This window comes from Serratia sp. X10 (assembly GCF_017811775.1).
GTDB classification, from domain to species: domain Bacteria; phylum Pseudomonadota; class Gammaproteobacteria; order Enterobacterales; family Enterobacteriaceae; genus Serratia; species Serratia ureilytica.
This window is the reverse complement of sequence record NZ_JAEIOH010000005.1, coordinates 208,676-233,344: the sequence shown is the minus strand read 5'-3', so window position 1 is coordinate 233,344 and position 24,669 is coordinate 208,676. Positions and strand designations below refer to the sequence as shown.

Below are 24,669 nucleotides of genomic sequence, written 5' to 3'. Positions count from 1 at the left end.
GCGTGCGAGATTAGTGTGTGGCGGTGCTGTCGTTTCCCTCGCCGGGGTTGCCGGTTGCCGCCAGATTCTGCTGCTCGCTGCGCAGGATGCGCGCTTTTGGCGAGTCTGCGGTGGCGTCATTGCCTGAACGCAGATAGTCGTAAGGCAGCAGCACGGTATCCATCACTGCGGAGAACGGCAGATCCAGCGCCACCAGCGGCATCATCGCCCAGCTGGTGTTGTCGTCCTTCAGCATGTCCACGCTGGCGCGGGTGCCGGGATAGTAACCCTGATTCGGGCCGGTATGGCTCATCACGCTGGAGCAACCGCTGGTCGCCAACAACATGCAGCCCGTCGCTATCGCTTTCATCGTCGTCATTAATCCATCCTGCAGGGTTGCTGTGCCCTTAAATTAAGCTGATTTATAACATCCTGTTGCTGCTTTAAAAGAAGCAAAATCCCGCTCTGTGGCGGCTCTCTCACTTTAGTGTAAGTGGTAAAAAAACTTTCACCTAACCGAAAAGCGCTTTTTTTGATCCTCGCCCGTTGAATTGATGAAATCAACCCCCATTTTATCATCAGAGCCGGATTGAGAATTTGCCGTAAGGGAATTCTGGCTTAATTAGCCTGTCCAGAATGGAAGGCGTATTTATTTCAACCTCGCTGAAGTGCCTTAGGAGGCTGTTTTATGCGTAATTTCGATCTTTCTCCGCTATACCGTTCCGCCATTGGTTTCGATCGCCTGTTCAACGCGCTGGAGGCCGGCCAGAGCCAGGGCAACGGCGGTTATCCCCCTTATAATGTCGAGCTGGTGGACGAGAATCATTATCGCATCGCTATTGCGGTAGCCGGGTTTGCCGAGCAGGAGTTGGAGATCACCACGCAAGATAATCTGCTGATCGTGCGCGGTGCGCACAATAACGAACCGGCAGAAAAAACCTATTTATATCAGGGCATCGCTGAGCGTAATTTCGAGCGTAAATTCCAGCTGGCCGAACATATTCAAATTAAAGGCGCCAAACTGGAAAACGGTCTGCTGTATATCGATATGCAGCGCATCGTGCCGGAAACATTAAAACCGCGCCGTATCGAAATTAAATAATTCCGTTTTTGCCGGCAGGAACGCTGTCGGCAAATATGCAGTAATAATCCGCCTGCCGTCAGGGGGCTGAATAAACACATCTCGCTTAATGAAAGGAGTTGTTCCTATGCGTAATTACGATCTATCCCCGCTTCTGCGTCAATGGATTGGCTTTGATAAACTGGCCAGTTCCATGGGGGGCCAGGAACCCCAGGGGTTCCCGCCGTATAACATCGAGAAAAGCGATGACAATCACTACCGCATTTCTCTGGCGCTGGCCGGTTTCCGGCAGAGCGAACTGAATATCGAAGTGGAAGGGCCGCGGCTGACCGTCAGCGGCAAACCCACGCCGCCGGAAAAACAGGTCGAGTACCTGCATCAGGGGCTGGTGTGCAAAGAGTTCCAGCTGACCTTCACCCTGGCGGAGCACCTGCAGGTGTCCGAGGCCAAATTTGAAAATGGCCTGTTGCACATCGATCTGGTGCGTCAGGTTCCGGAAGCCTTGCAGCCTCAGCGCATCGCCATCGGTGCGACGCCGGAGCTGGAAGCCAAATAACCGACTGAAAAACAGTCATCATCATGCGGGGGAGATCCAGACGGATCTCCCCCGCTGCGTTATGTGGCGCATGCCACAGTCCCCCCGTCTGTCTGATGCCATAATCCTTGTTAATTGTGTGTCTTTGGCCGCAAATCCCATGTTCAACTTTGGCAAGGATGTGACCTATGAGCGATATCGCCCTGACCGTCAGCATGTTGGCGTTGGCGGCCGTCATTGGGCTGTGGATGGGGAACTGGAAGCTGTACGGTATCGGGCTGGGCATTGGCGGCGTGCTGTTCGGCGGCATCCTGGTCGGCCACTTCGCCCAGAGCGGGCAAATCAGCCTGAACGGGGACATGCTGCACTTCATCCAGGAGTTTGGCCTGATCCTGTTCGTTTACACCATCGGCATTCAGGTTGGCCCCGGCTTCTTCTCTTCGCTGCGCGTCTCCGGTCTGCGGCTCAACGCCTTCGCGGTGCTGCTGGTGCTGACCGGCGGCGCAGTGGCGGCGGCGGTGCACAAGCTGTTCGACGTGCCGCTGCCGATCATCCTCGGCGTGTTCTCCGGCGCGGTCACCAACACCCCGGCGCTGGGCGCCGGTCAGCAAATCCTGACCGATCTCGGTTCCGATCCGGCGTTGGTGGACGGCATGGGCATGGGTTACGCCATGGCCTATCCGTTCGGCATTTGCGGCATCCTGCTGGTGATGTGGCTGATCCGATTGGTTTTTCGCATCAACATCGAGCGCGAGGCGCAGGCGTTTGAAAGCAGCCTGGGCAATCAGCGCGAGCTGCTGCACGCCATGAACGTGGCGGTGCGTAACCCCAATCTGCAGGGCATGGCGATCAAAAGCGTGCCGCTGCTCAACGGCGAAGCGATCGTCTGTTCGCGTCTCAAACGCGGGGAGCTGTTGATGGTGCCGGCGCCGCATGAGCGGCTGGAGCTCGGCGACTACCTGCACCTGGTGGGCAAACGCGAAGATCTGGAGAACGCCCGGCTGGTGATCGGCGAAGAGGTCGATGCTTCGCTGTCGACGCGCGGCACCGCGCTGCAGGTGGTGAGGGCGGTGGTGACCAACGAGCAGGTGCTGGGGAAAAAAATCCGCGATCTGAATCTGAAGCAAAAGTATGACGTGGTGATTTCACGCCTCAACCGCGCCGGCGTCGAGCTGGTGGCCGGCAGCAACGTGACGCTGCAGTTTGGCGACATTCTCAACCTGGTCGGTCGGCCGGAGGCCATCGACGCGGTGACGGCAATCGTCGGCAACGCCCAACAAAAGCTGCAGCAGGTGCAGATGCTGCCGGTCTTTATCGGTATCGGCCTCGGGGTGCTGCTCGGTTCCATTCCGCTGTTCGTGCCCGGCTTCCCGGCGGCATTGCGGCTGGGGCTGGCCGGCGGGCCGTTGGTGGCGGCGCTGATCCTGGGGCGCATCGGCAGTATCGGCAAGCTGTATTGGTTTATGCCGCCGAGCGCCAACCTGGCGCTGCGCGAGCTAGGTATCGTGCTGTTTCTGGCGGTGGTCGGTTTGAAATCGGGCGGCAATTTTATCGATACGTTGCTGCACGGCGAGGGGCTGACATGGATTGGTTATGGCGCGTTAATCACCGCCATTCCTCTGCTGAGCGTCGGCATTCTGGCGCGCACGGTGGGCAAAATGAATTACCTGACGCTGTCCGGTATGTTGGCGGGGTCGATGACCGATCCGCCGGCGCTGGCGTTCGCCAACGGCCTGCATCCCACCAGCGGCGCCGCCGCACTGTCTTACGCCACCGTTTATCCGCTGGCGATGTTCCTGCGCATCATGTCGCCGCAGCTGCTGGCGGTGCTGTTCTGGACGCTGTAGTGCGGATCGTCTACAGCCGATAAGGCATCAACACGCCATTGTCAGTGCCGAAATCTTTGGGGTTGCGGGAGATGAGCATCCGGAATCCCACCTGCGCTGTGGCCCAGATAATGGCGTCTGGCAGTTTCACATGCTGTGAGTGGCGCAGTTCTACGGCGCGTTCGGCGACTTCATCGGTAATAGGCAGCAGCAGAAATTGCCCTAAAAACTGACGTGTTTTCAGCTCCAGTGCCGGACCCTGTTTTTTAGCACCTACCATCACTTCCATCCAGGTGATGGCGCTGATGGCCGGATTGATGTGATACTCGACCAGAACGTCCCTGGCTTGAGGAATGCCGTTGAGATAATCGATCAGGATATTGGTGTCGAATAACGCCCGTTGAGCCACCATTATTCCCACTCCTCGCGCTGACGATTTTCGTACTCCACGCCATCTCCCATCGCTCCGGACCAGAGCCCGAAAGCGTTGCTGGGATCTTCCACGTGGTTCTCCGTCAGATAGCGGGAGACTGCTTGACGAATGATTTCGGCCCGGGGAACGTGGCGGATATTTTTCAGATTATCGAGCTGCCGCAGGTCTTCTTCAGGTAAATCGATCACGATGCGAGTCATCGTTGGCCCTCCAAAAAAGATATACGATATATGCATCGTATATCTTTGTCGGTCGATTTTCAATCAGTCGGCGTTAGCCTTCCTGATGTGCGCGTTCGATCTCTTCCGCCAGAATAGCCACGCCGCGCTCGATTTTCTCCGGATCGGGCACGTAGTTCATGCGCATGCACTGGTGGGTATGCGGCCATTCATGCTCCAGTCCCGGGAAGAAGTAGTGGCCGGGCACCATCAGCACGCCGCGCTTTTTCAGGCGCTGATACAGCACTTCGGTGGTGATCGGCAGATCCTTAAACCACAGCCAGAGGAAGATAGCCCCTTCCGGTTTGTGGATCAGGCAGCGTTCCGGCGACAGGTAGCGGCGAATGATCTCGATGGTGTGCTCGACGCGCTGTTTGTAAAACGGGCGAATCACCTCGTTCGACAGGCGCAGCAGATCGCCGCGCTCGATCATTTCCGTCGCCATCGCCGGCCCCATGCTGCCTGGGGACAGGCTGATGATGCCGTTCATGTTGGTCAGCGCGGTGATCACCTTCTCGTCGGCGATCACGATGCCGCAGCGCGAGCCGGGCAGGCCGAGCTTGGACAGGCTCATGCACAGGATGGTGTTTGGGTTCCACAGCGGCGTGGCGTCGCTGAAGATAATGCCGGGGAACGGCACGCCGTAGGCGTTGTCGATGACCAGCGGAATATCGCGCTGTTGCGCCAGCAGATCGAGCTTCATCAGCTCTTCGTCGGTGATCACGTTGCCGGTCGGGTTGGTCGGCCGTGAAACGCAGATCATGCCGATGTCATCGCCGATGGTGAGATGTTCGAAATCGACGTGATACTTGAACTGGCCGTCCGGCAGCAGCTCGATGTTCGGTTTGGCGGAGACGAACAGCCCTTCATCCAGCCCGGCATCGGCATAGCCGATATATTCCGGCGCCAGTGGGAACAACACGCGGCGGCGCGAGCCGTCGGCGTAGCGGCCGGCGAACAGGTTGAACAAGTAGAAAAACGCGCTCTGACTGCCGTTAGTCAGTGCAATATTCTGTGGCGAGATCTCCCAGCCGAGCTCGTCGCGCAGCAGATTGGCCAGCGCTTTCAGCAGCGCGTCCTTGCCTTGCGGGCCGTCGTAGTTGCACAGCGCTTCGGTCAGTTTGCCCTGGTCGAGCATCTCCTGGCACAGCTGTTTGAAATACGCTTCCATCTCTGGGATCTGTGCGGGGTTGCCGCCGCCGAGCATGATGGCGCCGGGGGTGCGCAGGCCTTCGTTCAGGTCGTCCATCAAACGGGTAATGCCCGCATAACGGGTAAATTTTTCGCCGAAAAGTGAGAAAGTCATAGGTGCAGCAGTACTGTTTTTTAGCAGGTAATCACCCACCATACCGCCAGATAAACCCCGCTGCAATGCGGCTGACAAATCGACCGGTGGGCACAAGTTTTGCCCTGCATTCGATTAGCAGCATATTACGCTGGATTATTGTGACCGTTCGCCGGCCCACGCCATTATCACCTCAACCTTTCAGCTACGCGATCTTAGGGTTGGCACAGGTTTTGCTGCTCCGACCCAGATCACACTTTTTCGCTGCATTTAATTAACACTATGGCAATTTATAACCATATCGAGTAACTTCCGCATCCGTTAAATTTAGCTTAACAATAAAGATTATCTAAACTAATGCTCGGGAAGGGATGAGTAGTGCGGTAGCGTGGATGAAGCCATGCCAAAAGCACGCCTTTCAAGGTGATTTTACTTGCCTGACCATAGGTTGATTGCCAGTTTCGTCTCTGTCTCTCTACAGAGTAATCTGTTTGATGAGCGGTGTCTCCTGCTGGCCGGCATGGGGCATGTACGTTGCCGTTGCTGAAAATTGGCTATTTTGTATAAAAATTACTAATCATACTGCCCGCGAGGGAGCCGCAAATAGCATTCAGCGGCACAACGCCAGGGTAGGGCGCTCTGTGTCTGGCAGATGCGCATCGCCAGGCCTCGCAGCCCATTAGGCGGGTAGGGTTGGAGGATAAAGGTTTCGCGCCGATTCACCTGGCGTCATTTGAAAACCCGTATGCAGCGTAGACTTTCGCTCACCGCGCATAAGTGAGATAAGGTCAGGTAGCAATGAAAAACAGCGCAAGTCTGGTTTCGATAAATAAGTGGAAAAGAAATCTATAAAATTCTCTTTCGCACTTTTTAGCGTGCAGGAAGTTTAAAGAATAAATAATCAAGCTCTTTTATTTGTGAGATGAATTACTTCACTTGAAAAACAGGGAAGCATTTGCTGTTCAATGTTCATGAGCATTGCGGTGAACATCAATATGTCGTTATTCCAATCAGAGTAAAAAGGAAGATTGCACGATGATTCGTGGTAACATTAAAGAGTTTGAGAACACACTTGAGTGCCGTGTGAGCGCATACCCCATGATGACAGAAGTAGGGTATTGCAAATTGGCTTCGGATGACTTTAACCTTACCGATGCGCAAAAATCAGACTTAAGTATTATTCAGCGGCATTTCGATACGCTTGCTCTGGATCCCTACGGCGAAAATGCGGGGCGCTATCGGCAGCACAGTAAATATGTGTTTTTACCTTGCTTTAATCTCTTGATTCCTCAATCTTCCGAACACGCCTACAGTTACAAACAAGATGTCGGATTTAATGATGAAGTCGTTGAGGAGGCAAGGAAGTTTCAGCCTGTCCCAAACGAAATTTTGTCAAATAATCTGATCACGTCGCTTGTCCTGCATGATTTTAAAAACTCCCCGTTACATGAATATGCTTCCACGATTCCCATGGAGGTCGGCATTCACTTCATCAGAATGAAAGCGACGGTTGATGCGCCGGGGATTTCCGTACCGAATCGACTTCATAAGGATGGCGAGCCTTGCACCTGGATACATTTGATCAATCGTGATGGTGTTTCTGGCGGTGAGAACATCATCACAGATAACACCAAGACGAACATCCTGTGTAATGAGGCGATGCTCAAACCGCTGGATTCCATCGGCATCGTTGATGATTTGGTCTGGCACCAGGTGAAACCGGTTCATGTGGATGGGCACGGTAAGGTGGGCTTCCGTGATGTCATATTAATCGATTTCACCCCGATGTTCGCGGTGCCAAATAACCCATCGTAATAAAGACTTACATGAACGGGGGGATCCTTTATTCAAGGCATGCCCCCCACTTCCTGATACTCGAAAATAGGCAGTAACCGTGTTAGCAAAAGAAACTCTTGCCGTTCACAGCGGGACCATTATCGACGAAATGCATGGTGGCATTCTTTCTCCGCTATTCTCCGCGAGTTCTCACAAGCATCTTGATATGACAGAAGATGTCTATCCAAGACATGGTAACTTACCCAATCAGCGCGCCGTTGCCGAGAAGATGTGCGCATTGGAAAGCGGTGGTGAGGCCGCTCTGGTATTCAGTTCCGGTATGGCGGCTTTCGCGACGGCGATGCTTTCGCATTTAAAAGCCGGTGACCATATTGTTTTACAAAACGGCGTGTATTCTGGTGCGCTCAAGTTTGTACAGAATCATTTTGCAAAATTAGGCATCACATACAGCGTTTCGGAGAGTTGTGAAGTAGAAAGCATCATCGCATTAGTCAATTCGAATACGCGAATGATATATATCGAAACACCGACTAATCCGTTGCTTAAAATCCTGAACATTGAGCTATTGACCCGATTCGCCAAGAGTCGGGGGGTGTTCACTATTATTGATAACACCGTAGCGACGCCGATCAACCAAAACCCTCTGGAATATGGCGTCGATTTGGTATTGCACAGCGCCACCAAGTTTTTGGGCGGCCACGGCGATGTGTCAGGCGGCGTGGCTGTCGGCAGTGAAGAGTCCATTGCTGCAATGGCCGAATATATGAATGACTTTGGCGGGTGTCTGAACGCGCAGTCATGTCACCTGCTTGAGCGAAGCTTGCGCACGTTGGCCATTCGAATGAATGCCATTAACCGCAACGCGATGGAACTGGCCAGCCGTTTAAATGAGCACCCTAATGTGACGAACGTGTTCTATCCGGGGTTGCCGAGTCATCATAATCATAGCGTTGCCCGCGAACAGATGCGGGGCTTCGGCGGCATGGTCAGCTTTGAAATCGCCCCGCGGTTTGACGCGACAAGTTTTCAGAAGAAGTTAAATCTCATCGTCCCTTCCAACAGTTTGGGGGATTTGGAAACCACGCTGAACTCGCCTTATCAGGCCTCATCGTCGTTCAGAAGTCTTAGCGAGCAGGAGCAGAAAAAATCAGGGATTACGAGGCAATTAATACGAATGTCAGTCGGCATCGAAGACGTTAATGACTTGTATGAAGATTTGCATCAAGCGCTCAAGTGAATGATATGGAATTAGAAATGCAAACAGGCTCAACGTTGAATAGTGATGAAGTTCACCGCATAGAATCTCTTTATGGGCTGACGGTAAAAAGCAGCGCCTTCTTGGGGATGGGATCCGGCAATACCAATTACTGCCTCGAAACGGATATCGGCCGCTGTGTTTTCAGCATTATTGAAGAGCAAAGCCGTGATGACGTTGAGATCATGGCAAAGACGCTGGTATGGCTGGAAGCACACGATTATGAGACCTCCTTGCTGGTCAAACCCAAAGGGCAAGAAAGCTATTCGATCATTTTAAGGGGTAAGCACTCTCTATTAAGAACCTATATGGATGGCGCCGTCCGCCGGGATTTCAACGAACATATGCTCAGGCAGCTCGGCGTTGCCATGGCGAAACTGCATACGATCCCTGTCCCTAATTTCTTAACAGACTCAGTCTTCTATGAGCAGAAAAAGTTCATGGATGCCCTCGATGCCAATATCGATCAGGATTATGAGCGCTGGGCCAAAGACAGACTCAGGCATCTTGCCGTAGAACGCATCAGCGGCTTGCCTACCTCTGTCATCCACTCCGATCTTTTCTACGACAATATGCTGTTTGAAGGCGAGCAGTTCGTCGGCATGATAGATTTTGAGTTGACCTGTATTTATCACTCCGTTTTCGATATCGCCATGGCGATTGTCGGCACCTGCGGCATCAATGGGACGCTGTCGCCGGAAAAAGCGAAGCATATCATCGCGGGTTATAATTCTATAAGAGTGCTTGAAGCGCGAGAAATTAAGGTGTTGAAAACCTATACGGAATACGCCGCCATTCTGACATCTCTTTGGCGTTATTGGCGGTATAGAATCTATCAGCCGGGTGGTGATAAATCTGATAAATATCGCGAAATGACAAGCCTGGCTAAAAGCATTGAACGCACCGACTTCTCACAAATTTGCTGACACGTTCCCTCCATAAAGTAAAAGGGCGTCGAGCGTAAATTCGACGCCAAGACAATCGAACGTTAATATTCGGCCCTGATTATAGTACGGAGTAACCCGCTGCATGGACATCAAAGACACGAAAAAAATCGTCATCCTCGTTGACGCCTACTCATCCGGCAATGATGTGGCACCGGAATTCAATAAAAAAGGATACGGGTGCGCGCACATTCAAAGTCGAGAAGATATCCCGGCGAAGCTGCTGAATAGCTACAGAGGGGATGATTTCTTTATCAGTTTGCAATACACGGGGGATGACATCCTCAATCAATTGCAAGAGTACGATGTTATCGCGGTGATTGCAGGCTGTGAAACAGGCATTGAACTCGCAGATCATCTGGCTGAGCTTCTGGACCTGCCCGGTAACGATACCAGCACGAGTCGTTCTCGCAGGAATAAATACCTGATGCAGGAGTGCCTGAAAAATAGCGCGATCAATCATATCCCCACGCACCGGTTAACTACCGTTAAAGACGCCACGCAATATGCGACCGAGCTGTTTAAAAAATACCGGAAGCTGGTCCTAAAACCCGTTGACAGCGCAGGCACGGACTCCGTTTTTGTTTGCAAAACGGTTGAAGAAGTTGAAGCTCATGCAGGTGATTTGTTCAAAAAAAGCAATCAGCTCAATTTAAAAAATGAAGTCATTATTCTGCAGCCTTTTATTGAGGGTGAAGAGTACGTCGTTGATACTGTCAGTTATCAAGGCCGTCACAAGATCTGTGCGATATGGAAGATGGGCAAAGGCAGTTACAACGGGGCCGATTCCATCTGTGAGTTCACCGAACTGACCTCCTTCGATGCGCAGAATCACGCTCAGCTCAAAGATTACATCTTTAGCTGTCTGGATGCTTTAGGGATCACGTTTGGCGCAGCGCACTCGGAACTGTTTTTAACCAAAGACGGTTGGACGTTAATTGAAACCGGGGCCAGACCGCACGGCGCGGGTTTTCCGGCGTTGTCATCCCTGGCGTTGAAGCGCACGCAGATTGACGAACTGGTACTGAGCGTGTGTTCAACCGAGGCATTCCTGGAAGCGGTCGCAGAGGAATATAAACCGTTAAACTATTTAAAAATTAAAGAGCTGATATCTTTTAGCGCTGGCACTATCAAGGCCGTTAAGCATGTCGATACCATCGCCGGTTTGCCATCCTACAAGAAATCAAATCTGCCGGATGTTGATCAGGAAATAAAACTCACGACGGACGTTTACAGCTCTCCGGGCTGGATTGCGTTAAGCCACCGTTGCGCCGATCAGCTCAATGCCGACTATCAATATATCGTTGGCCTTGAAAGCAAGGGCATGTTTGAAGTCTATGAACAGTAAAATCAAGGCGTCTGGCCCAACGTACATTCTTGGATATTGCATCCTGGGTGCGGCCATAGATGTTTTTCTCTCAGGTTTGTTGCAGAGCATCGATCTGTTCGTATTATTGTTTTGGACTTTCACCTTGACCTGGCTCGGTTTCTTTGTGATCTCCGTGCTGTTTTTCCCCGTCAAGCTGCGAGCTTGCCTCAACGCCTGGAAGTTAATTCTATTATTGAATATATCTACGCTGGGAGCTTGGGTTGGGCTTTTCGTTGGGTTGAAATGGACGGAGCCCTCCATTCTGGTGGCCATGCTTTTTGGTCTGAGCCCGATCATTTCTGTTTTCATTGAGATTTATAACCGAAACTCGGTGGGGGTAAAAAACATCGTTATAGCCGTGATGCTGGCTTTTATTGTCGCCGTGCTGATGATATTGGCCGTGAAAGGGCAGCGTTTTAATCCCTTCGATTCAAACACCCTATTTGTTCTGGCGCTCGGCTTAGTGTGTCTCGTCACCTCAACCTGTATGGCTGTCGGCACCTATATTGCAAAATCATTGTCCAAAAAAGCGTTTAACGCCGTCAATATTCAGTCGTTCAGATTTCCCTTGCTCATTGGCGTTTGCGCGCTGATGTTGCCGAGCGAAGGCGTATTGGCAACGACACAATCCAGCTTCTGGATGTACCTGCCGATCATCGTCATATTAGGGAATATATTGCCGCTATGGATGCTGCAAAAGGGTATTGAACTTACCAGCGCCTTGACCACCAACATTATTGTGAATGTTTCACCCTGCATTACGCTGTTGCTGGAGGCTTTTGACCCGTCGATAGCCTACAGCCATATGAAACTGGCGGTGTTGGTGATGCTGCTGCTGGTCATGCTGATCGCCAATGACGACGTTGGCAAATTTGTCGTCAGCAAGATAAGGGGGAAGCCCGTGAGGTTGACGGAGTGAAGATACTCCGTCGATAGCCGCAAAAAGCGGCGCGGCCGGCAATCCGCAGATCGCCGGCCGCGCTAAGTTATTTCTGCAACAGCTGCGGGTTGACGCAGTTTTCTTTCACTGTGCCGGTCAATGCCGCGATCAAGTTATCCACCGCGCAGGCGGCCATGCCGTAGCGCGTTTCATGGGTGGCGGAACCGATATGCGGCAACGCCACCACGTTCGGCATGCTGAGCAGCGGCGAGTCGGCCGGCAGCGGTTCTTTCTCGAACACATCCAACCCCGCGGCGTGGATCACGCCGTTTTGCAGCGCTTCGATCAGCGCCTGCTCATCCACCACCGGCCCGCGGCCGGCATTGATCAGAATGCCGCTTTTCTTCATCTTCGCCAGCTGATCGCGGCCGATCAGATGGAAAGTTTGTTCGGTCAGCGGCAGCGTGATGCAAACGAAATCCGACTCGGCCAGCAGGGTATCCAGATCGCAGCGACGGGCGTTGAAGCGTTGCTCCGCCTCTTCGTGCGTGCGGCGGGCGTTGTACAGCACCGGCATGCCGAAGCCGAAGTGCGCGCGCTGCGCCAGCGCCAGGCCGATGCGGCCCATGCCGAGGATGCCGATGGTTTTGTGGTGCACGTCGACGCCGAACCAGTCCGGCCCGATGCTGCCGCGCCATTCGCCGGCCTTGACCCGTTCCGCCACTTCCACCACCCGGCGCGCCGTCGCCAGCACCAGGCTCATGATGGTGTCGGCGACGGTTTCGGTCAGCACCGTCGGGGTATGCATCAACAGCACGTTATGCGCGTTGAGCGCCTCGACGTCGAAGTTGTCGTAGCCGACGGAAACGGTCGAGGCCGCGCGCAGTTTGGGCGCCTGCTGCAGGAAGGCTTCGTCAATTTTGCCGCCGGAACCGATGATCCCTTCAGCCTGCTGCAACGCCTGGCGCAGTTCCTCGCGGTTCTCCGGCTGCAGGCCGTTGAACGCGTGTACGGTGAAGTGCTGTTCCAGACGTTCACGCAGGTCGGCGGGCAGGCTTTTGTACAATACGATAGAAGGTTTCATCACGAACTCCAGCTGGGCCAAAGGGGGCCTGGCGCCCCCTCGGGTTGATTGACAGAGAAAAAGTATAACCGGATCAAGCCATCTGCGGCTGGATCTCGTTGCGGGCGGGCTTGACGATCAGCGTCAACACCACCGCCACCACCAGTGCGATGGCCATAAACATGTAGGAAGCCGCCGGGCTGCCGGTGGCGCCGTTCAGGTAACCGACGAACCAGGAACCGAAGAACGAACCCAGCGCGCCCATGCTGTTGATCAGCGCCATGGCGCCGCCGGCGACGTTTTTCGGCAGCATTTCCGGAATGATGGCGAAGAACGGCCCATAAGGGGCGTACATCGCGGCGCCGGCGACCACCAGCAGGCCGTAAGAGATCCAGAAATGGTTGGCGCCGACGGCGTAAGAGCCGAAGAACGCCAGCGCGCCGATCAGCAGCAGCGGCCAGACGAACAGCTTGCGGTTTTGCATTTTGTCCGACGCCCAGGAGACCACGATCATGGCGATGGTCGCCGCCAGGTAAGGCACCGCCGACAGCCAGCCGGCTTCCACCATACCCATCTGCATGCCGCTGCGCAGGATGGAAGGCAGCCACAGCACGAAGCCGTACACGCCGATGCTCCAGGCGAAGTACTGCACGCACAGCAGGATCACGTTGCGCGAACGGAAGGCTTCGCCGTAGTTGCGCACGGCCTTGATGCCTTTCTGTTCTTCGTCCAGCTGCTGTTGCAGCGCCTGTTTCTCATCGGCGCTCAACCAGCCGGCCTGCGCCGGTTTGTCTTTCGCCAGCACCCACCAGCAGAACGCCCAGATGACCGCCGGAATGCCCTCGATGATGAACATTTCGCGCCAGCCGAAGGCGTGGATCAGGTAACCGGACACCACCGACATCCACAGCACCGTCACCGGGTTGCCGAGGATCAGGAAGGTATTGGCGCGTGACCGCTCCGATTTGGTGAACCAGTTGCTGATGTAGATCAGCATCGCCGGCATCACCGCCGCTTCCACCACGCCGAGGATAAAGCGGATGGCGGCCAGCATCGGGATATTGCTCACCACGCCGGTCAGCGAAGCGCAGCCGCCCCACAGCACCAGGCACCAGAAGATCAGTTTTTTGACGCTGCGGCGCTCGGCGTAGATGGCGCCGGGAATTTGGAAGAAGAAATAACCGAGGAAAAACAGCGCGCCCAGCAGCGAGGCCATGCCCTTGGTGATGCCGAGATCCTCATTGATGCCGGCGGCGGAGGCGAAGCTGAAGTTGGCGCGATCGAGATAGGCCAGGCTGTAGGTGATAAACACGATGGGCATGATGTACCACCAGCGTTTGGCCGCGACAGTCGCTTTGTTCATGTTCAGTATCCTTCAGTGGTGTTGCATCCCCTTCGCCCAGCCCGTTGGGCATGAAAGACGAAGGGGCAGATGCTCTCCCGACGCGTCCCGGTTGTAGGGCCAGAGGCTGACGTCATGCGGAGAAGTCGTTTTTTTATTGTTATTCGGCCAGCGCCGCGCGGGTCGGCAGGCCTTCGCTGTCACCGATGGCCTGGATCGCCAGCGAGCCGATTTTGTTGCCGCGTTGCACCGCCTGTACCAGCGTTTTGCCTTCCAGCAGGGCGCTGAGGGTGCCGACGGCAAAGCCGTCACCCGCCCCTACGGTATCCACCACGTTGTCGACCTTGACCGCAGCCACCGCCGCCTTATCGCCGGCGGCGGTTTTAAACCAGGCGCCGTCCGGGCCGGTTTTGATGATCACCGCCTGCACGCCACGCTCCAGATAGAAATCGGCGATGCCTTCCGGCGTCGACTGGCCGGTGAGGATCTGCCCCTCTTTTAACCCCGGCAGCACCCAGTCGGCGGCGAACGCCAGCTGGTTCAGCTGCTCGATCATCACCTCGCGGCTGGGCCACAGCACCGGGCGCAGATTGGGATCGAACGAAATGGTTTTGCCCATGGCGCGCATCTCGCGCGCCGCATGGTGGCACAGCGCCAGCGATTCGCCGGACAGCGCCGCCGCCACGCCGCTCAGGTGCAGGTGGCGCGCGGAACCGAAATATTCGCGGTTGAAATCGGCGACTGACAGGCGGCTGGCCGCCGAGCCTTTACGGAAATATTCCACGCTGGGATCGGTACCATCGGTAGTCTTGGATTTCACCTGAAAACCGGTCGGATAGTGGCCGTCGACCGTCACCTGCCGGTAGTTGATGCCTTCTTTTTTCAGCTGCTGCAGGGTGAAGCGGCCAAACGAGTCGTTGCCGACGCGGCTGACCCAGCCGACGTTCATGCCCAGACGGGCCAGGCCGATCGCCACGTTCAGTTCGGCGCCGGCGATGCGTTTGGTGAAGGTTTCCACCTCCGCCAAATCGCCGGTCTGCGCCGCTACGAACATCGCCATGGCTTCACCCAGCGTGACCACATCCAGGGGCGCCTGCTGCGCCGTGGTTGCCGTTAACGTTGTCATCATGGGGTTACTCCGCACGCAAAATATTGACGTAATGGCGGGTGACGGCTTCCAGGTCATCACCCTGCAACGGGAATTCGATGCCGCGCGGCGCATCGTGTGGCAGGCGGGCCAGCAGATCGCGCCAGCTGCCGTCGGTATCGTCCAGCGCAATGGCGCGCCAGCCGCGCAGGCCTTGCGTCGCGGCCTTGACGTGCACGTAACCGACGTGGCGGGCCAGGCGCTCGGCGGCGGCGAAGGCGTCTTGCCCCACCCACAGCCAGTTGGCCATATCGAAGGTCATGCTGACCGGCAGGTGGCTATCTTCCGCTGCATGGAAAAAGGCGTTCAGCATCGACAAAATGCCGCAGTCCGGCGTTTGGTCGTTCTCGACCACCAGTTTGACCGGATGTTGCTCCAGCGCCACTTTCAGCTCGGTAAAATCGAAGCCGGGGCGGAAATGGCCGAGGGAGAGCTTCAGCTGGCGCGCGTTCAGCGCCTGCGCTTCCGCCAGCAGCGTCGGCAGGTTGGGATTCAACGTATGTTGCGGAGTGAACAGCGCCTCAGGGGCTGAATAGACGGCGAACAGCTGCTGGCGTTCTATCTCCTGGGCCAGCGCAGGCAGGCTGTCCAGTTCGCCGGCAGCGAACAGTTCGCGGCGGATCTCCACCCCGTCGGCGCCCGCGCCGGCGATGATGGGCAACAGCGCGCGCTGGCCGCCCTGTTGTTTGACGGTATCGGCGCCGTAGGCGCCAGTGACCACGATGATTTCTGTTTTCATTTTGACTCCTGAGGCGGCATTGTCGCCGCCGCTGCTGTTACCGGTACGTTAAATGGAACCGGTTCCAGTAGAAAGCGACAGAATGTAAAAATATGATCGCAATCACGAAGCTGAGCAAAAAACAGCCGATGAAGGCGGGGCGGTTAAGGCCCCGGAGAAGGCGGGTTAGCGGGTGGTAGAGCCGCGGACGATCAACTCGCCGGAGAACATCTGCTCGCCGCTGGGGGCGGCCAGACCCTGAATACGCTGCACCAGCCGCTCCAGCGCCGCGTGCCCCATTTGGTAGGTGGGTTGTTTCAGCGTGGTGATGCCGACGCCCGCCAGTTCCGCCCACTCCAGCTCGTCGAAGCCCAGCAGGCCGATGTCGTTGCCCCACTGGATGCCGAGCCGGCGCATGGCGCGCGCCACCTGCAGCGTCAGGGCGCCGTTGGCGGAGATCACCGCCTTGCGCATGCCGCGATGACGGCCGCTGAAATCGCCCAGCACCTGTTCCAGTTTTTGCCGATCGTTGAGCGGCGTTTCGGCCTGCTCCGCCAGCAGCGCAGGGTGCTGCGCCATGGTATGCCTGAAGGCGTGCAGGCGTTCCAGGCGGGTATTGACCGTACCGAGCGGTTCGCTGAGGAACAGGATCGCTTCGAAGCCTTGTTGCAGCAGGTGCTCGGTGGCGACGGTGGCGGCTTCGCGGTTGTTCAGGCCCACTACGTCGCAGGCGAAGTCGGGGATTTTGCGGTCGATCAGCACCATCGGCAGCATCGACTGTTGCAGCGTGGATAAGGCTTCCTCGCGCATGCCGACAGCGTTGACCACGATGCCTTCCACCCGGTAACTGCTGAGCAGCTGCAGGTAGTGCTGTTCCTGATTGACTTCGTTGTTGGTGTTGCACACCAGCAGGGTAAAGCCTTGTTGGCGGCAGGCGGCCTCGATGCCGCGCATCACGTCCACCGAATAGGGGTTGGTGATATCGGCGAGGATCAGGCCGATCAGGCGCGTTTGGCCGCCCTTCAGGCTGCGCGCCATCTGGCTTGGGCGGTAGTCGAGCTGCTGGATCGCCTGTTCGATGCGCTGTTTGAGATCGTCGGAAAGCAGGTGCTGTTCACCATTCAGATAGCGTGACACGCTGGTCTTGCCGGTTTTGGCGATGCTCGCTACATCGCTGATGGTGGCGCGTCCTGAGGCGCGCGTTGCCTTGACAGTGCTCACAGCCGATCCCTCCTGCGGTTAATTGCCAAGGAGACTACCATACCCGGCGTGCGGGCGGGAATGTTGAAGGATAAGGAGAAAATCGCAGGGAAGCGGCGGGGCACCGGTGGCGCCCCGCGCGGGATTATTGCAGCGGGCTGAGGGTGATCTCGACGCGGCGGTTTTGCGCCTTGCCTTCCGCGGTGCTGTTGGACGCGATCGGGTTGTCCGGGCCGGCACCGGCGGTGCGGATACGGTTCGCCGCCACGCCCTGGGTGATCAGCGCGCTGGCTACGCCATCGGCGCGCTGCTGCGACAGGTTCATGTTGAGCGAACGGGAACCGGTGCTGTCGGTGTAGCCGATGACGTTGACTGCGGTTTTCGGATACTCTTTCAGCACCATGGCGACGCCGGTCAGGGTGTTGGCGCCCGCCGGTTTCAGCGTGGCGCTGCTGCTGTCGAAGGTCACGTTGTTCGGCATGTTCAGCACGATGTTGTCGCCCTGACGGGTGACGCTGACGCCGGTGCCTTTCATCTTGTCGCGCAGTTTGGCTTCCTGCACGTCCATGTAATAGCCAGCGCCGCCGCCGAGCGCCGCACCGGCCGCCGCGCCGATCAGCGCGCCCTTGCCGCGATCTTTCTTGGAAGAGGACAGTACGCCGACGCCGGCGCCCAGTGCGGCCCCGAGGCCCGCGCCGATGCCGGACTTGCCGACTTCGGATTCGCCGGTGTAAGGGTTGGTGGTACAGGCCGACAGCGTGAGCGCGACGCTCACTGCGCCGGCAATAATTGCAATGCGTTTTTTCATGTTCTTGTCCTTAATGGCATCAATATCTGTACGCGCCGGCCCAACACGGGGGCGCAAAAAAGTAGGCGACGCAGGTGGGGCCCGCATCACCGCGCTACTATGACGCGTTGGCTCGCCGGCAGTTCCGGAGAAAAACGTGACAAATGATGAGCGCGGGTAAGTGCTGGGGGAGTTATGCGACAAAACGCCGGGCGGCGCCATGCAGCGGATTCCTAATTGCGCGCCGCCAGGGCGCGAATGCGCCTTTTTTAACCGTAACCGGTTGAATTCTCGATTGCCGGCCAGTTCATGATCAGCGTATAGGCCTGGGTTTCGTCGTTAAACAGGCGCTGCGTCACCTGAAAACCGTGCTTGTGGTAAAACGCGCAGGCGCGCAGGTTTTGCTGATAAACCTCCAGGCTGAGCCGGCGGTAGCGCTGCTGCACGTGCGTCATCAGCGCCCGGGCTACGCCGCGGCCGTGATACGCCCGATCGACAAACAGCGCGCCGATGAACTGTTCGTCCAGCACGCTGATAAAGCCGACGATCTCGTTTTCATGCCAGCAGGCCCAGCTCTGCGCGCGCGGCAGGTAATTTTCCCGCACCAGTGTGGCGCTTTCACGCCAGTATTTTTCCGCCACGAATGGATGGGCGGCGATGGTGCTGGGCAGCCACAGCGCCATCAGCCGGTCGATATCCGCCGGGCCACAGGGGAGGATCACCGTGGCTTTGGGTAGCACATGCACCCCGTGAGATGATCGTTCACCAGCCCGCTGGCCTGCATGAAGGCGTAACAGATGGTGGAGCCGATAAACTTGAAGCCGCGCTTTTTCAACGCCTTGGACATGGCGTCGGACTGCTCGGTTTTGGCCGGAACCTGGTTCAGCGCCTGCCAGCGGTTGAGCTGGGGCCGGCCGCCGACGAAGTCCCATATGAAGGTGACGAAATTCTCGCCGGCCGCCTCCATCGCCAGATAGGCTTTGGCGTTGGTGATGATGGCTTCTATCTTGCCGCGGTGACGGATGATGCCGCTGTCTTGCAGCAGCCTTTCCACGTCTTGTTCGGTCATGGCGGCGACCCGCTGCGGATCGAAATCATGGAAGGCGCGGCGGTAGTTCTCGCGCTTTTTCAGTACGGTGATCCAGGAAAGACCGGCCTGTTGCCCCTCCAGACACAGCATTTCAAACAGCTCGCGCGCGTCGGTGGTGGGCGTGCCCCATTCCTTGTCGTGATACTCGAGATACAACGGATCGGCCGTCACCCAACCGCAACGTTCGTCTGCCATCCTGAATGTCCTTATGCTGTATTTATGAACAGTAATCATCGCTCGAAGCGGCGAACTTGGCAAGCCTCTGATTGTTTTGTCCGCAGCCCCGCTTGACGTGACGAAAAAGCCGACAATAGTTACTACATGGCCGGTGGAAAACCGGCCAACGATAAAAACGACATTGCCTTCATTTGCAGGCTCTCAGGAGTCGATTCATGCCTCTAAAAATAACATGCATGCCCCGCCCGGCGGCGCTTGCAGTGGCGTTACTTTGCAGTGTGACCCTTCCGGCTCAGGCGTACGATCAACTCTACGTCTTTGGCGACAGCCTGAGCGATACCGGCAACAACGGCCGGTTCACCTATGACGGCAGCCAGCACCTGCTGTACGACGAAGCGTTGGCGCAACGCATCGGGGCGGCGCTGGTGGCTTCGGACAACGGCGGTGAAAACTACGCCGCCGGCGGCACCGTGGCGGTGCCGGGCCTGAACCCGGCCGACAACACCCAGGAGCAGGTGCAGCGCTATCTGAACCGGGTCAATGGCCAGGCCGACGGCGACGGTTTGTATATTCATTGGATCGGCGGCAACGATCTGGCGGCGGCGGCGCTGAATGCCGCTACCGCGCCCGGCGTGGCCTATAACAGCGCCGCCGCGGCGGCCGCGCAGGTGCATTCGCTGCTGAACGCCGGTGCCGGCACGGTGATCGTGCCGACGGTGCCGAACATCGGCTCCACGCCGCAGCTGATGGAGCTGATCATTCAGCAGGCGCTGCCGCCGGTACAGGGGGCGGCGATTCAGGCGGCCTATGCCACGCTCAATTCGGTGGCTACCCCGGACAACGCTTCGCGCACGCAGGCGATCCACGCGGCGTTGACCGCCGCGGCGAAGCAGGGCAGCGTGATCCCTCAGGTGCAGCAGGCGATCGCCGCCCAGCTTGTGGCGGCCTATGACAGCCTGAGCGCGCAGGCCGCTCAGTTGACCGATTTCTATAATCAAAGCGAAGACCGTTTGCTGGCGCAGGGGGGCGGCAATATTGTGCGGGTGGACGTGAACAAGCTGTTCGCCGAAGCGATCGCCAATCCGGCGCAGTTCGGCTTCGCCAACACGGCCGGCATGGCTTGTCCGGCGGGCGTTTCCTCGGCGGTTTGCCGTTCCGACATGCCCGGCTTCGACGCCGGCCAGTCCTATCTGTTCTCCGACCATTTCCACCCCAGCCCGCAGGCGCACCTGCTGATTGCGGATTATATCCAGGCGGTGCTGGATGGCCCGGCGCAGGTGGTGGCGCTGAATCAGGCGACGGCGGCGATGGCGCGTGACAGCCGCGCCACGCTCGACAGCCGTTTCCAGCAGCTGCGCAACGGCGACAATCCGCAGGGCTCGCTGGGCGTGTTCGGCGGCTACGCAGGCCAGCACTATGACTATGCCGATAACCGGGCGGCGGGAGATGGCAACGCCACCACCCACAACCTGACCGTCGGCGTGGACTATCAACTGACCGACAGCTGGTTGATCGGTGCGTTGATCGCCGGTTCCAACGACGATCAGCATCCTTCCAGCCGCTATGACTACAAGGCGCGTGGGGTGCTGTTGTCCGCCTTCAGTTCGCTGGCCATATTCGAGCAGGGTTGGGTCAATGCCGATCTGCACTATGCGACGATGGATTATGACGACATCCGCCGCAGCATGCGGTTGGGGCCGCTGACGCGCACCGAAACCGGTTCGACCTCCGGCAAGCAGTGGGGCGCGCGCGTGACCGCCGGCTACGACTTCCCTATCGCTGCTTACCTCACCACCGGGCCGGTGGCGCAGTTCGCCTGGGATTACAGCCAGGTGTCCGGCTACAGCGAAGACGGTGATGACAGCACCGCCATGCGCTTCAACGATCAAACTTATCATTCGCAGATCGGCGCGCTGGGCTGGCGGTTGGATACGCAATTCGGCGTGTTTAACCCCTATGCGGAAGTGAGTTATCAGCATCAGTTCGGCGATGACGTCTACCGCGCCGGCGGCGGCCTGAAATCGACGCAAACCTCATTTACTCGCGACAGTGCGGGTCAGGACAAAAACTGGGTGGATGTCACGCTGGGGGCCAACATGCCGTTGACGGACAGAGTGTCGGCCTTCGCCACCGTCTCGCAAACCGGCGGTCTGAGCAGCGGCGAGCAGTTTATGTATAACGTCGGCGTCAGCGCGCGCTTCTGAGAAACTCTCGGGAGGGGGGGGAGCCTGTGACGGCGAGGCGATGTGGGCGGATAAGACTGTACTTTAGTACAACTATCATTTATCGCTGAAAGTTCTTATCGTTATTGCATAACGGTAAAATACAGCGTTACAAAAAAAAACTGATCCTATAAAGGATCAGGTAGCCACTTGGCCAACACCAGGGAAAATTTTGGTTATTATTGTATATCCAAATCTTCACTGTCAATGGCTTTTTCCCTCCATCATCTGATGCGGGGCGTTTTCGCCTGCCTGTCTGGCCCCCTCTCATCTTCAACGCGACAGAACGCTTTTGTCAGATGCATGTCATGATGCCGGGTTGTTATGATTTTGTTTTATTTGTGTTTCTTTGCCGGATAATGCCCTCCGCCGCCCCTTCTTCAGCGACGCGCTTATTTCTCGATTAAATTAATTCCCCTCCCGAAATTATTTTAATTGACTCTTGAAAACACCTGTTGATTATTAACGCTTCCCATTATGCTTGTCGGTTTAATTTACTTGGCGGCGCAACCGGGTTATACTCTTCTCAGTTTTATAGTGATGTTATTTCTTGAAGAGGATTGGTGAGTGTCTAACTTTTTTTTCAATAATGAAACCATTAATGCCTCTATAAAAGAAGAGTTGGAACGCGGGCTGAGCAAATACAATAATATAAAATATGCCTATGCTATAATGAATAAAAGAAATCCGACTAGCTTTTCAATCATTTCCAATAGGACTGAGTGGTTCGAGTTTTATATCAAAAACAACTATCAGTTTATTGATCCCGTTTTGATTACCGCATCACATAGAATCACCCCGTTTACCTGGGATAAAGATTTGGAAATTGGCGCAGGATTAAAATTGCCAAAGATTTTTGATATGGCCAAGAACTACAATATTATTAATGGGTATACTTTCGTCTTGCACGATCATCATCATAATCTGGTGGTGTTATCCATTATGTTGGATAAGCATTGTGATGCGGATGTTGAACAGCAGATTGACAATAATAAGGCCGAAATTCAAATGCTGCTGATTACCATGCACGGAAAAATGACGGCGCTCTACCAGGAAATGAGCACGCCTGCTGACTTTGAAAAAATGAACCAGCGGGAGTTTTTCTCCAAGCGTGAAAATGAGATCATCTACTGGGCGAGCTTAGGTAAATCCTATCAAGAAATTGCCCTTATCCTGGGAATAAAACTCACCACCGTAAAATATCACATCGGTAACGCCGTCAAAAAGCTTGGCGTCACCAATGCCAAACATGCCATCAGGTTAGGTGTGGAGCTGCAGCTCATCCGGCCGCTTCTCGCTGACTCGGAAGGATAATGGCCAGGAATCCAATGGGTTATCCCACTTTGTGGCGTGTTGGTTGATGCGCGCCAGCAATCTGTTCCGGTTGGCATCGTCTATCGGCAGATAGATCAGATAAATATTTTTATTCTTTTCGGAGCATCCGGTTTTTACCACCGAGATATGCCAGCCGGAGCGTTGGAAAATAATGCGCATCGGGTGACTGATAATGGCGTATATGCCTTCGTAGCCGCAGCTTCTTGCATAGTTTATCATCGACAGGAAAAGCATGGTGCTAATTGGCGCTTGATGGAGTTGAAGTGCTTGAATGCGCGCCTTGTCTATAAATAATCTGCTGGCTTCAACGTAATTCCCTTCGGGGAGTTTTATATCGTTAAAGTAATTGTCGAATACGCCATCGCTGATCATGTTTGGGTATTTCGTTTCGATAAATCGCAAGCTGCAAATGACGTGATCTTGGTAGGTGCCGAAAATATAGGTGGCGTGACGGTTGTCGTATTCGTCAAACTCCATGTTATTTTCGCAATTAACGAGCCAGTCTAAACGGTCTTTAAACGTTTTTTTTCTTAAGGAGAATAGTTCTTTCGATCTGTTATCTGGCAGCAAATTATAGTCTACGTCAAAGAGCTCTATCATTTTCAATCTTTTTCCTAAGCGACTTAAATGGCTTTTTAGCTGCGGCTGTTATTTGTTCTTGTTATACTACCAGAGTCACTATGGCAAGTAAATTTCAGTCGATGCCGCGTCGGTGAGAATAAAGTAAATATATAACACTGAGTTATGTTTTTTTTCATTCCATTCACTTATTTGAATGTTGTTCAACACGCCTGTTGTTTGTCGAAGAAGCCTCAAGCTGCCGGTAGTGGAAGCAAGCGGGGGATGAATCGGCGTTTCTCTAAAGCCAGCCGATAGCGAAAGCGGTGCGGTTATCTCGCCCTCTGCGGCGCCGATGCCGCCGACGGTTTTCTTGACCGACGGGTGAAAATCCAGCGCTTCTCGCCCCGATTCGCACTTGTTGCCGGATTCTGGCTGTATATCTTACGGTCAAAGGGTATACTGGCGCATTCCATATAAATCCACTTGTATCGCGTGCGAATTCAACATGCAAAAGTTTGATACCAAGACCTTCCAGGGCCTGATCCTGACACTGCAGGATTATTGGGCGCGCCAGGGCTGCACCATCGTTCAACCATTGGACATGGAAGTCGGCGCGGGAACCTCACACCCGATGACGTGCCTGCGCGCACTGGGGCCGGAGCCGATGGCCGCCGCTTATGTGCAGCCATCCCGTCGCCCGACCGACGGCCGCTACGGCGAAAACCCGAACCGTCTGCAGCACTACTACCAGTTCCAGGTGGTGATTAAGCCATCGCCGGACAACATTCAGGAACTCTACCTGGGCTCGCTGAAAGAGCTGGGTCTGGATCCGACCATCCACGACATCCGCTTCGTGGAAGACAACTGGGAAAACCCGACGCTCGGTGCCTGGGGCCTGGGTTGGGAAGTGTGGCTGAACGGCATGGAAGTGACGCAGTTCACCTACTTCCAGCAGGTCGGCGGCCTGGAGTGCAAGCCGGTGACCGGCGAGATCACCTATGGCCTGGAGCGTCTGGCGATGTACATCCAGGGCGTGGACAGCGTGTACGATCTGGTGTGGAGCAACGGCCCGCTGGGCGTCACCACCTACGGCGACGTGTTCCATCAGAACGAAGTGGAGCAGTCCACCTACAACTTCGAATACGCCGACGTCGACTTCCTGTTCTCCTGCTTCGAGCAGTACGAGAAAGAAGCCCAATCGCTGCTGGCGCTGGAAAAACCGCTGCCGCTGCCGGCCTACGAACGCATCCTGAAGGCGGGCCATACCTTCAACCTGCTGGACGCGCGCAAGGCGATTTCGGTGACCGAGCGTCAACGCTACATTCTGCGTATCCGCACGCTGACCAAAGCCGTTGCCGAAGCCTACTACGCTTCCCGCGAAGCGCTGGGCTTCCCGATGTGCAACAAGAAGAACGAGAACTAAGA

24 protein-coding genes are annotated in these 24,669 nt (G+C 55.7%); 11 read left to right on the top strand and 13 right to left on the bottom strand.

Annotated features, from left to right (window positions below; all coding sequences use genetic code 11):
- Positions 1-10 precede the first annotated feature (10 nt).
- On the bottom strand, positions 11-358 hold the full coding sequence (locus J9788_RS18110) for a YceK/YidQ family lipoprotein (RefSeq protein ID WP_016929593.1): 348 nt from the start codon (positions 356-358) through the stop codon (positions 11-13).
- 309 nt (positions 359-667) lie between these two features.
- Here J9788_RS18110 and ibpA point away from each other — a divergent pair, with 309 nt between their 5' ends.
- The 3 genes from ibpA (at position 668) to J9788_RS18095 (ending at position 3,442) form a co-directional block, all read left to right on the top strand.
- A complete protein-coding gene (gene ibpA, locus J9788_RS18105; RefSeq protein WP_004933919.1) occupies positions 668-1,081 on the top strand; it encodes a small heat shock chaperone IbpA in 414 nt (137 codons plus the stop codon).
- A gap of 106 nt (positions 1,082-1,187) precedes the next feature.
- Entirely contained in the window at positions 1,188-1,616 is a 429-nt protein-coding gene (gene ibpB / locus J9788_RS18100; protein WP_004933922.1) for a small heat shock chaperone IbpB, read from the top strand.
- Positions 1,617-1,783: 167 nt separating this feature from the next.
- The gene (locus J9788_RS18095) at positions 1,784-3,442 is read left to right on the top strand and encodes a putative transporter (RefSeq protein WP_182265609.1); all 1,659 of its coding nucleotides are present in this window, start codon (positions 1,784-1,786) and stop codon (positions 3,440-3,442) included.
- Between the two features lie 10 nt (positions 3,443-3,452).
- On the opposite strand, the gene J9788_RS18090 is transcribed toward J9788_RS18095, so the two are convergent.
- From J9788_RS18090 to J9788_RS18080, 3 genes are all read right to left on the bottom strand, one after another.
- The gene (locus tag J9788_RS18090) at positions 3,453-3,833 is read right to left on the bottom strand and encodes a type II toxin-antitoxin system VapC family toxin (RefSeq protein WP_025304766.1); all 381 of its coding nucleotides are present in this window, start codon (positions 3,831-3,833) and stop codon (positions 3,453-3,455) included.
- Positions 3,833-4,054, bottom strand: coding sequence for a ribbon-helix-helix domain-containing protein (locus tag J9788_RS18085; RefSeq protein ID WP_025304767.1), 222 nt, complete (start codon positions 4,052-4,054; stop codon positions 3,833-3,835). The genes J9788_RS18090 and J9788_RS18085 overlap by 1 nt, the downstream gene beginning before the upstream one ends.
- A 73-nt stretch (positions 4,055-4,127) precedes the next feature.
- Positions 4,128-5,378: a valine--pyruvate transaminase gene (locus J9788_RS18080; protein ID WP_047025992.1), complete on the bottom strand. Its 1,251-nt coding sequence runs from the start codon at positions 5,376-5,378 to the stop codon at positions 4,128-4,130.
- A gap of 1,014 nt (positions 5,379-6,392) precedes the next feature.
- On the opposite strand from J9788_RS18080, the gene J9788_RS18075 reads away from it, so the two are divergent.
- The 5 genes from J9788_RS18075 (at position 6,393) to J9788_RS18055 (ending at position 11,641) form a co-directional block, all read left to right on the top strand.
- Positions 6,393-7,172: a 2OG-Fe dioxygenase family protein gene (locus J9788_RS18075; RefSeq protein WP_182265610.1), complete on the top strand. Its 780-nt coding sequence runs from the start codon at positions 6,393-6,395 to the stop codon at positions 7,170-7,172.
- Between the two features lie 79 nt (positions 7,173-7,251).
- Positions 7,252-8,391, top strand: a complete 1,140-nt coding sequence (locus J9788_RS18070) for a PLP-dependent aspartate aminotransferase family protein (RefSeq protein ID WP_046687995.1) — start codon at positions 7,252-7,254, stop codon at positions 8,389-8,391.
- Between the two features lie 5 nt (positions 8,392-8,396).
- The gene (locus J9788_RS18065; RefSeq protein ID WP_182265611.1) at positions 8,397-9,335 is read left to right on the top strand and encodes a phosphotransferase; all 939 of its coding nucleotides are present in this window, start codon (positions 8,397-8,399) and stop codon (positions 9,333-9,335) included.
- Positions 9,336-9,438: 103 nt separating this feature from the next.
- On the top strand, positions 9,439-10,701 hold the full coding sequence (locus tag J9788_RS18060) for an ATP-grasp domain-containing protein (protein WP_182265612.1): 1,263 nt from the start codon (positions 9,439-9,441) through the stop codon (positions 10,699-10,701).
- Positions 10,691-11,641, top strand: coding sequence for a hypothetical protein (locus J9788_RS18055; protein WP_046898771.1), 951 nt, complete (start codon positions 10,691-10,693; stop codon positions 11,639-11,641). The genes J9788_RS18060 and J9788_RS18055 overlap by 11 nt, the downstream gene beginning before the upstream one ends.
- Before the next feature lie 67 nt (positions 11,642-11,708).
- Here J9788_RS18055 and ghrB read toward each other — a convergent pair whose 3' ends face one another.
- The 8 genes from ghrB to J9788_RS18015 form a co-directional block, all read right to left on the bottom strand.
- On the bottom strand, positions 11,709-12,686 hold the full coding sequence (ghrB, locus tag J9788_RS18050; protein WP_033645132.1) for a glyoxylate/hydroxypyruvate reductase GhrB: 978 nt from the start codon (positions 12,684-12,686) through the stop codon (positions 11,709-11,711).
- Positions 12,687-12,759: 73 nt separating this feature from the next.
- The gene (locus J9788_RS18045) at positions 12,760-14,028 is read right to left on the bottom strand and encodes an MFS transporter (protein WP_182265613.1); all 1,269 of its coding nucleotides are present in this window, start codon (positions 14,026-14,028) and stop codon (positions 12,760-12,762) included.
- A gap of 139 nt (positions 14,029-14,167) precedes the next feature.
- The gene (locus tag J9788_RS18040; protein WP_046688560.1) at positions 14,168-15,133 is read right to left on the bottom strand and encodes a sugar kinase; all 966 of its coding nucleotides are present in this window, start codon (positions 15,131-15,133) and stop codon (positions 14,168-14,170) included.
- 7 nt (positions 15,134-15,140) lie between these two features.
- Complete coding sequence (locus J9788_RS18035; RefSeq protein WP_182265614.1) at positions 15,141-15,893, bottom strand: sugar phosphate isomerase/epimerase; 753 nt, start codon at positions 15,891-15,893, stop codon at positions 15,141-15,143.
- Positions 15,894-16,058: 165 nt separating this feature from the next.
- Positions 16,059-17,093 carry a LacI family DNA-binding transcriptional regulator gene (locus J9788_RS18030; RefSeq protein ID WP_182265615.1) on the bottom strand — a complete coding sequence of 345 codons (1,035 nt, stop codon included), beginning with the start codon at positions 17,091-17,093 and terminating at the stop codon, positions 16,059-16,061.
- A 124-nt stretch (positions 17,094-17,217) separates the two neighbouring features.
- A complete protein-coding gene (locus tag J9788_RS18025; protein WP_033645129.1) occupies positions 17,218-17,880 on the bottom strand; it encodes an OmpA family lipoprotein in 663 nt (220 codons plus the stop codon).
- Between the two features lie 248 nt (positions 17,881-18,128).
- Positions 18,129-18,581, bottom strand: coding sequence for an N-acetyltransferase (locus J9788_RS18020; RefSeq protein ID WP_046898772.1), 453 nt, complete (start codon positions 18,579-18,581; stop codon positions 18,129-18,131).
- Positions 18,578-19,144, bottom strand: coding sequence for a DNA-3-methyladenine glycosylase I (locus tag J9788_RS18015; RefSeq protein ID WP_042783395.1), 567 nt, complete (start codon positions 19,142-19,144; stop codon positions 18,578-18,580). Before J9788_RS18015 ends, J9788_RS18020 begins: the two co-directional genes overlap by 4 nt.
- A gap of 197 nt (positions 19,145-19,341) precedes the next feature.
- Between J9788_RS18015 and J9788_RS18010 the strand changes: the two genes are divergently transcribed.
- Together J9788_RS18010 and J9788_RS18005 are read left to right on the top strand one after the other, a co-directional pair.
- A complete protein-coding gene (locus J9788_RS18010) occupies positions 19,342-21,330 on the top strand; it encodes an autotransporter outer membrane beta-barrel domain-containing protein (protein WP_182265616.1) in 1,989 nt (662 codons plus the stop codon).
- 585 nt (positions 21,331-21,915) lie between these two features.
- On the top strand, positions 21,916-22,662 hold the full coding sequence (locus J9788_RS18005) for a LuxR family transcriptional regulator (RefSeq protein ID WP_033645125.1): 747 nt from the start codon (positions 21,916-21,918) through the stop codon (positions 22,660-22,662).
- Here J9788_RS18005 and J9788_RS18000 read toward each other — a convergent pair.
- The gene (locus tag J9788_RS18000; protein ID WP_042783396.1) at positions 22,609-23,283 is read right to left on the bottom strand and encodes an acyl-homoserine-lactone synthase; all 675 of its coding nucleotides are present in this window, start codon (positions 23,281-23,283) and stop codon (positions 22,609-22,611) included. The two genes, J9788_RS18005 and J9788_RS18000, sit on opposite strands and share 54 nt — an antisense overlap.
- Positions 23,284-23,749: 466 nt before the next feature.
- On the opposite strand from J9788_RS18000, the gene glyQ reads away from it, so the two are divergent.
- Entirely contained in the window at positions 23,750-24,667 is a 918-nt protein-coding gene (gene glyQ / locus J9788_RS17995) for a glycine--tRNA ligase subunit alpha (RefSeq protein ID WP_004933966.1), read from the top strand.
- Positions 24,668-24,669: the final 2 nt, after the last annotated feature.

Excerpts from the sequence above, each read along its gene's own strand:
- glyQ (WP_004933966.1), top strand. The coding sequence starts at position 23,750 with ATGCAAAAGTTTGATACCAAGACCTTCCAGGGCCTGATCCTGACACTG.
- ibpA (WP_004933919.1), top strand. The coding sequence starts at position 668 with ATGCGTAATTTCGATCTTTCTCCGCTATACCGTTCCGCCATTGGTTTC.
- J9788_RS18025 (WP_033645129.1), bottom strand. The coding sequence starts at position 17,880 with ATGAAAAAACGCATTGCAATTATTGCCGGCGCAGTGAGCGTCGCGCTC.
- J9788_RS18095 (WP_182265609.1), top strand. The coding sequence starts at position 1,784 with ATGAGCGATATCGCCCTGACCGTCAGCATGTTGGCGTTGGCGGCCGTC.
- J9788_RS18080 (WP_047025992.1), bottom strand. The coding sequence starts at position 5,378 with ATGACTTTCTCACTTTTCGGCGAAAAATTTACCCGTTATGCGGGCATT.
- ibpB (WP_004933922.1), top strand. The coding sequence starts at position 1,188 with ATGCGTAATTACGATCTATCCCCGCTTCTGCGTCAATGGATTGGCTTT.
- J9788_RS18015 (WP_042783395.1), bottom strand. The coding sequence starts at position 19,144 with ATGGCAGACGAACGTTGCGGTTGGGTGACGGCCGATCCGTTGTATCTC.
- J9788_RS18055 (WP_046898771.1), top strand. The coding sequence starts at position 10,691 with ATGAACAGTAAAATCAAGGCGTCTGGCCCAACGTACATTCTTGGATAT.
- J9788_RS18060 (WP_182265612.1), top strand. The coding sequence starts at position 9,439 with ATGGACATCAAAGACACGAAAAAAATCGTCATCCTCGTTGACGCCTAC.
- J9788_RS18090 (WP_025304766.1), bottom strand. The coding sequence starts at position 3,833 with ATGGTGGCTCAACGGGCGTTATTCGACACCAATATCCTGATCGATTAT.
- J9788_RS18040 (WP_046688560.1), bottom strand. The coding sequence starts at position 15,133 with ATGACAACGTTAACGGCAACCACGGCGCAGCAGGCGCCCCTGGATGTG.
- J9788_RS18075 (WP_182265610.1), top strand. The coding sequence starts at position 6,393 with ATGATTCGTGGTAACATTAAAGAGTTTGAGAACACACTTGAGTGCCGT.
- J9788_RS18010 (WP_182265616.1), top strand. The coding sequence starts at position 19,342 with ATGCCTCTAAAAATAACATGCATGCCCCGCCCGGCGGCGCTTGCAGTG.
- J9788_RS18045 (WP_182265613.1), bottom strand. The coding sequence starts at position 14,028 with ATGAACAAAGCGACTGTCGCGGCCAAACGCTGGTGGTACATCATGCCC.
- J9788_RS18110 (WP_016929593.1), bottom strand. The coding sequence starts at position 358 with ATGACGACGATGAAAGCGATAGCGACGGGCTGCATGTTGTTGGCGACC.
- J9788_RS18000 (WP_042783396.1), bottom strand. The coding sequence starts at position 23,283 with ATGATAGAGCTCTTTGACGTAGACTATAATTTGCTGCCAGATAACAGA.
- ghrB (WP_033645132.1), bottom strand. The coding sequence starts at position 12,686 with ATGAAACCTTCTATCGTATTGTACAAAAGCCTGCCCGCCGACCTGCGT.
- J9788_RS18065 (WP_182265611.1), top strand. The coding sequence starts at position 8,397 with ATGGAATTAGAAATGCAAACAGGCTCAACGTTGAATAGTGATGAAGTT.
- J9788_RS18035 (WP_182265614.1), bottom strand. The coding sequence starts at position 15,893 with ATGAAAACAGAAATCATCGTGGTCACTGGCGCCTACGGCGCCGATACC.
- J9788_RS18085 (WP_025304767.1), bottom strand. The coding sequence starts at position 4,054 with ATGACTCGCATCGTGATCGATTTACCTGAAGAAGACCTGCGGCAGCTC.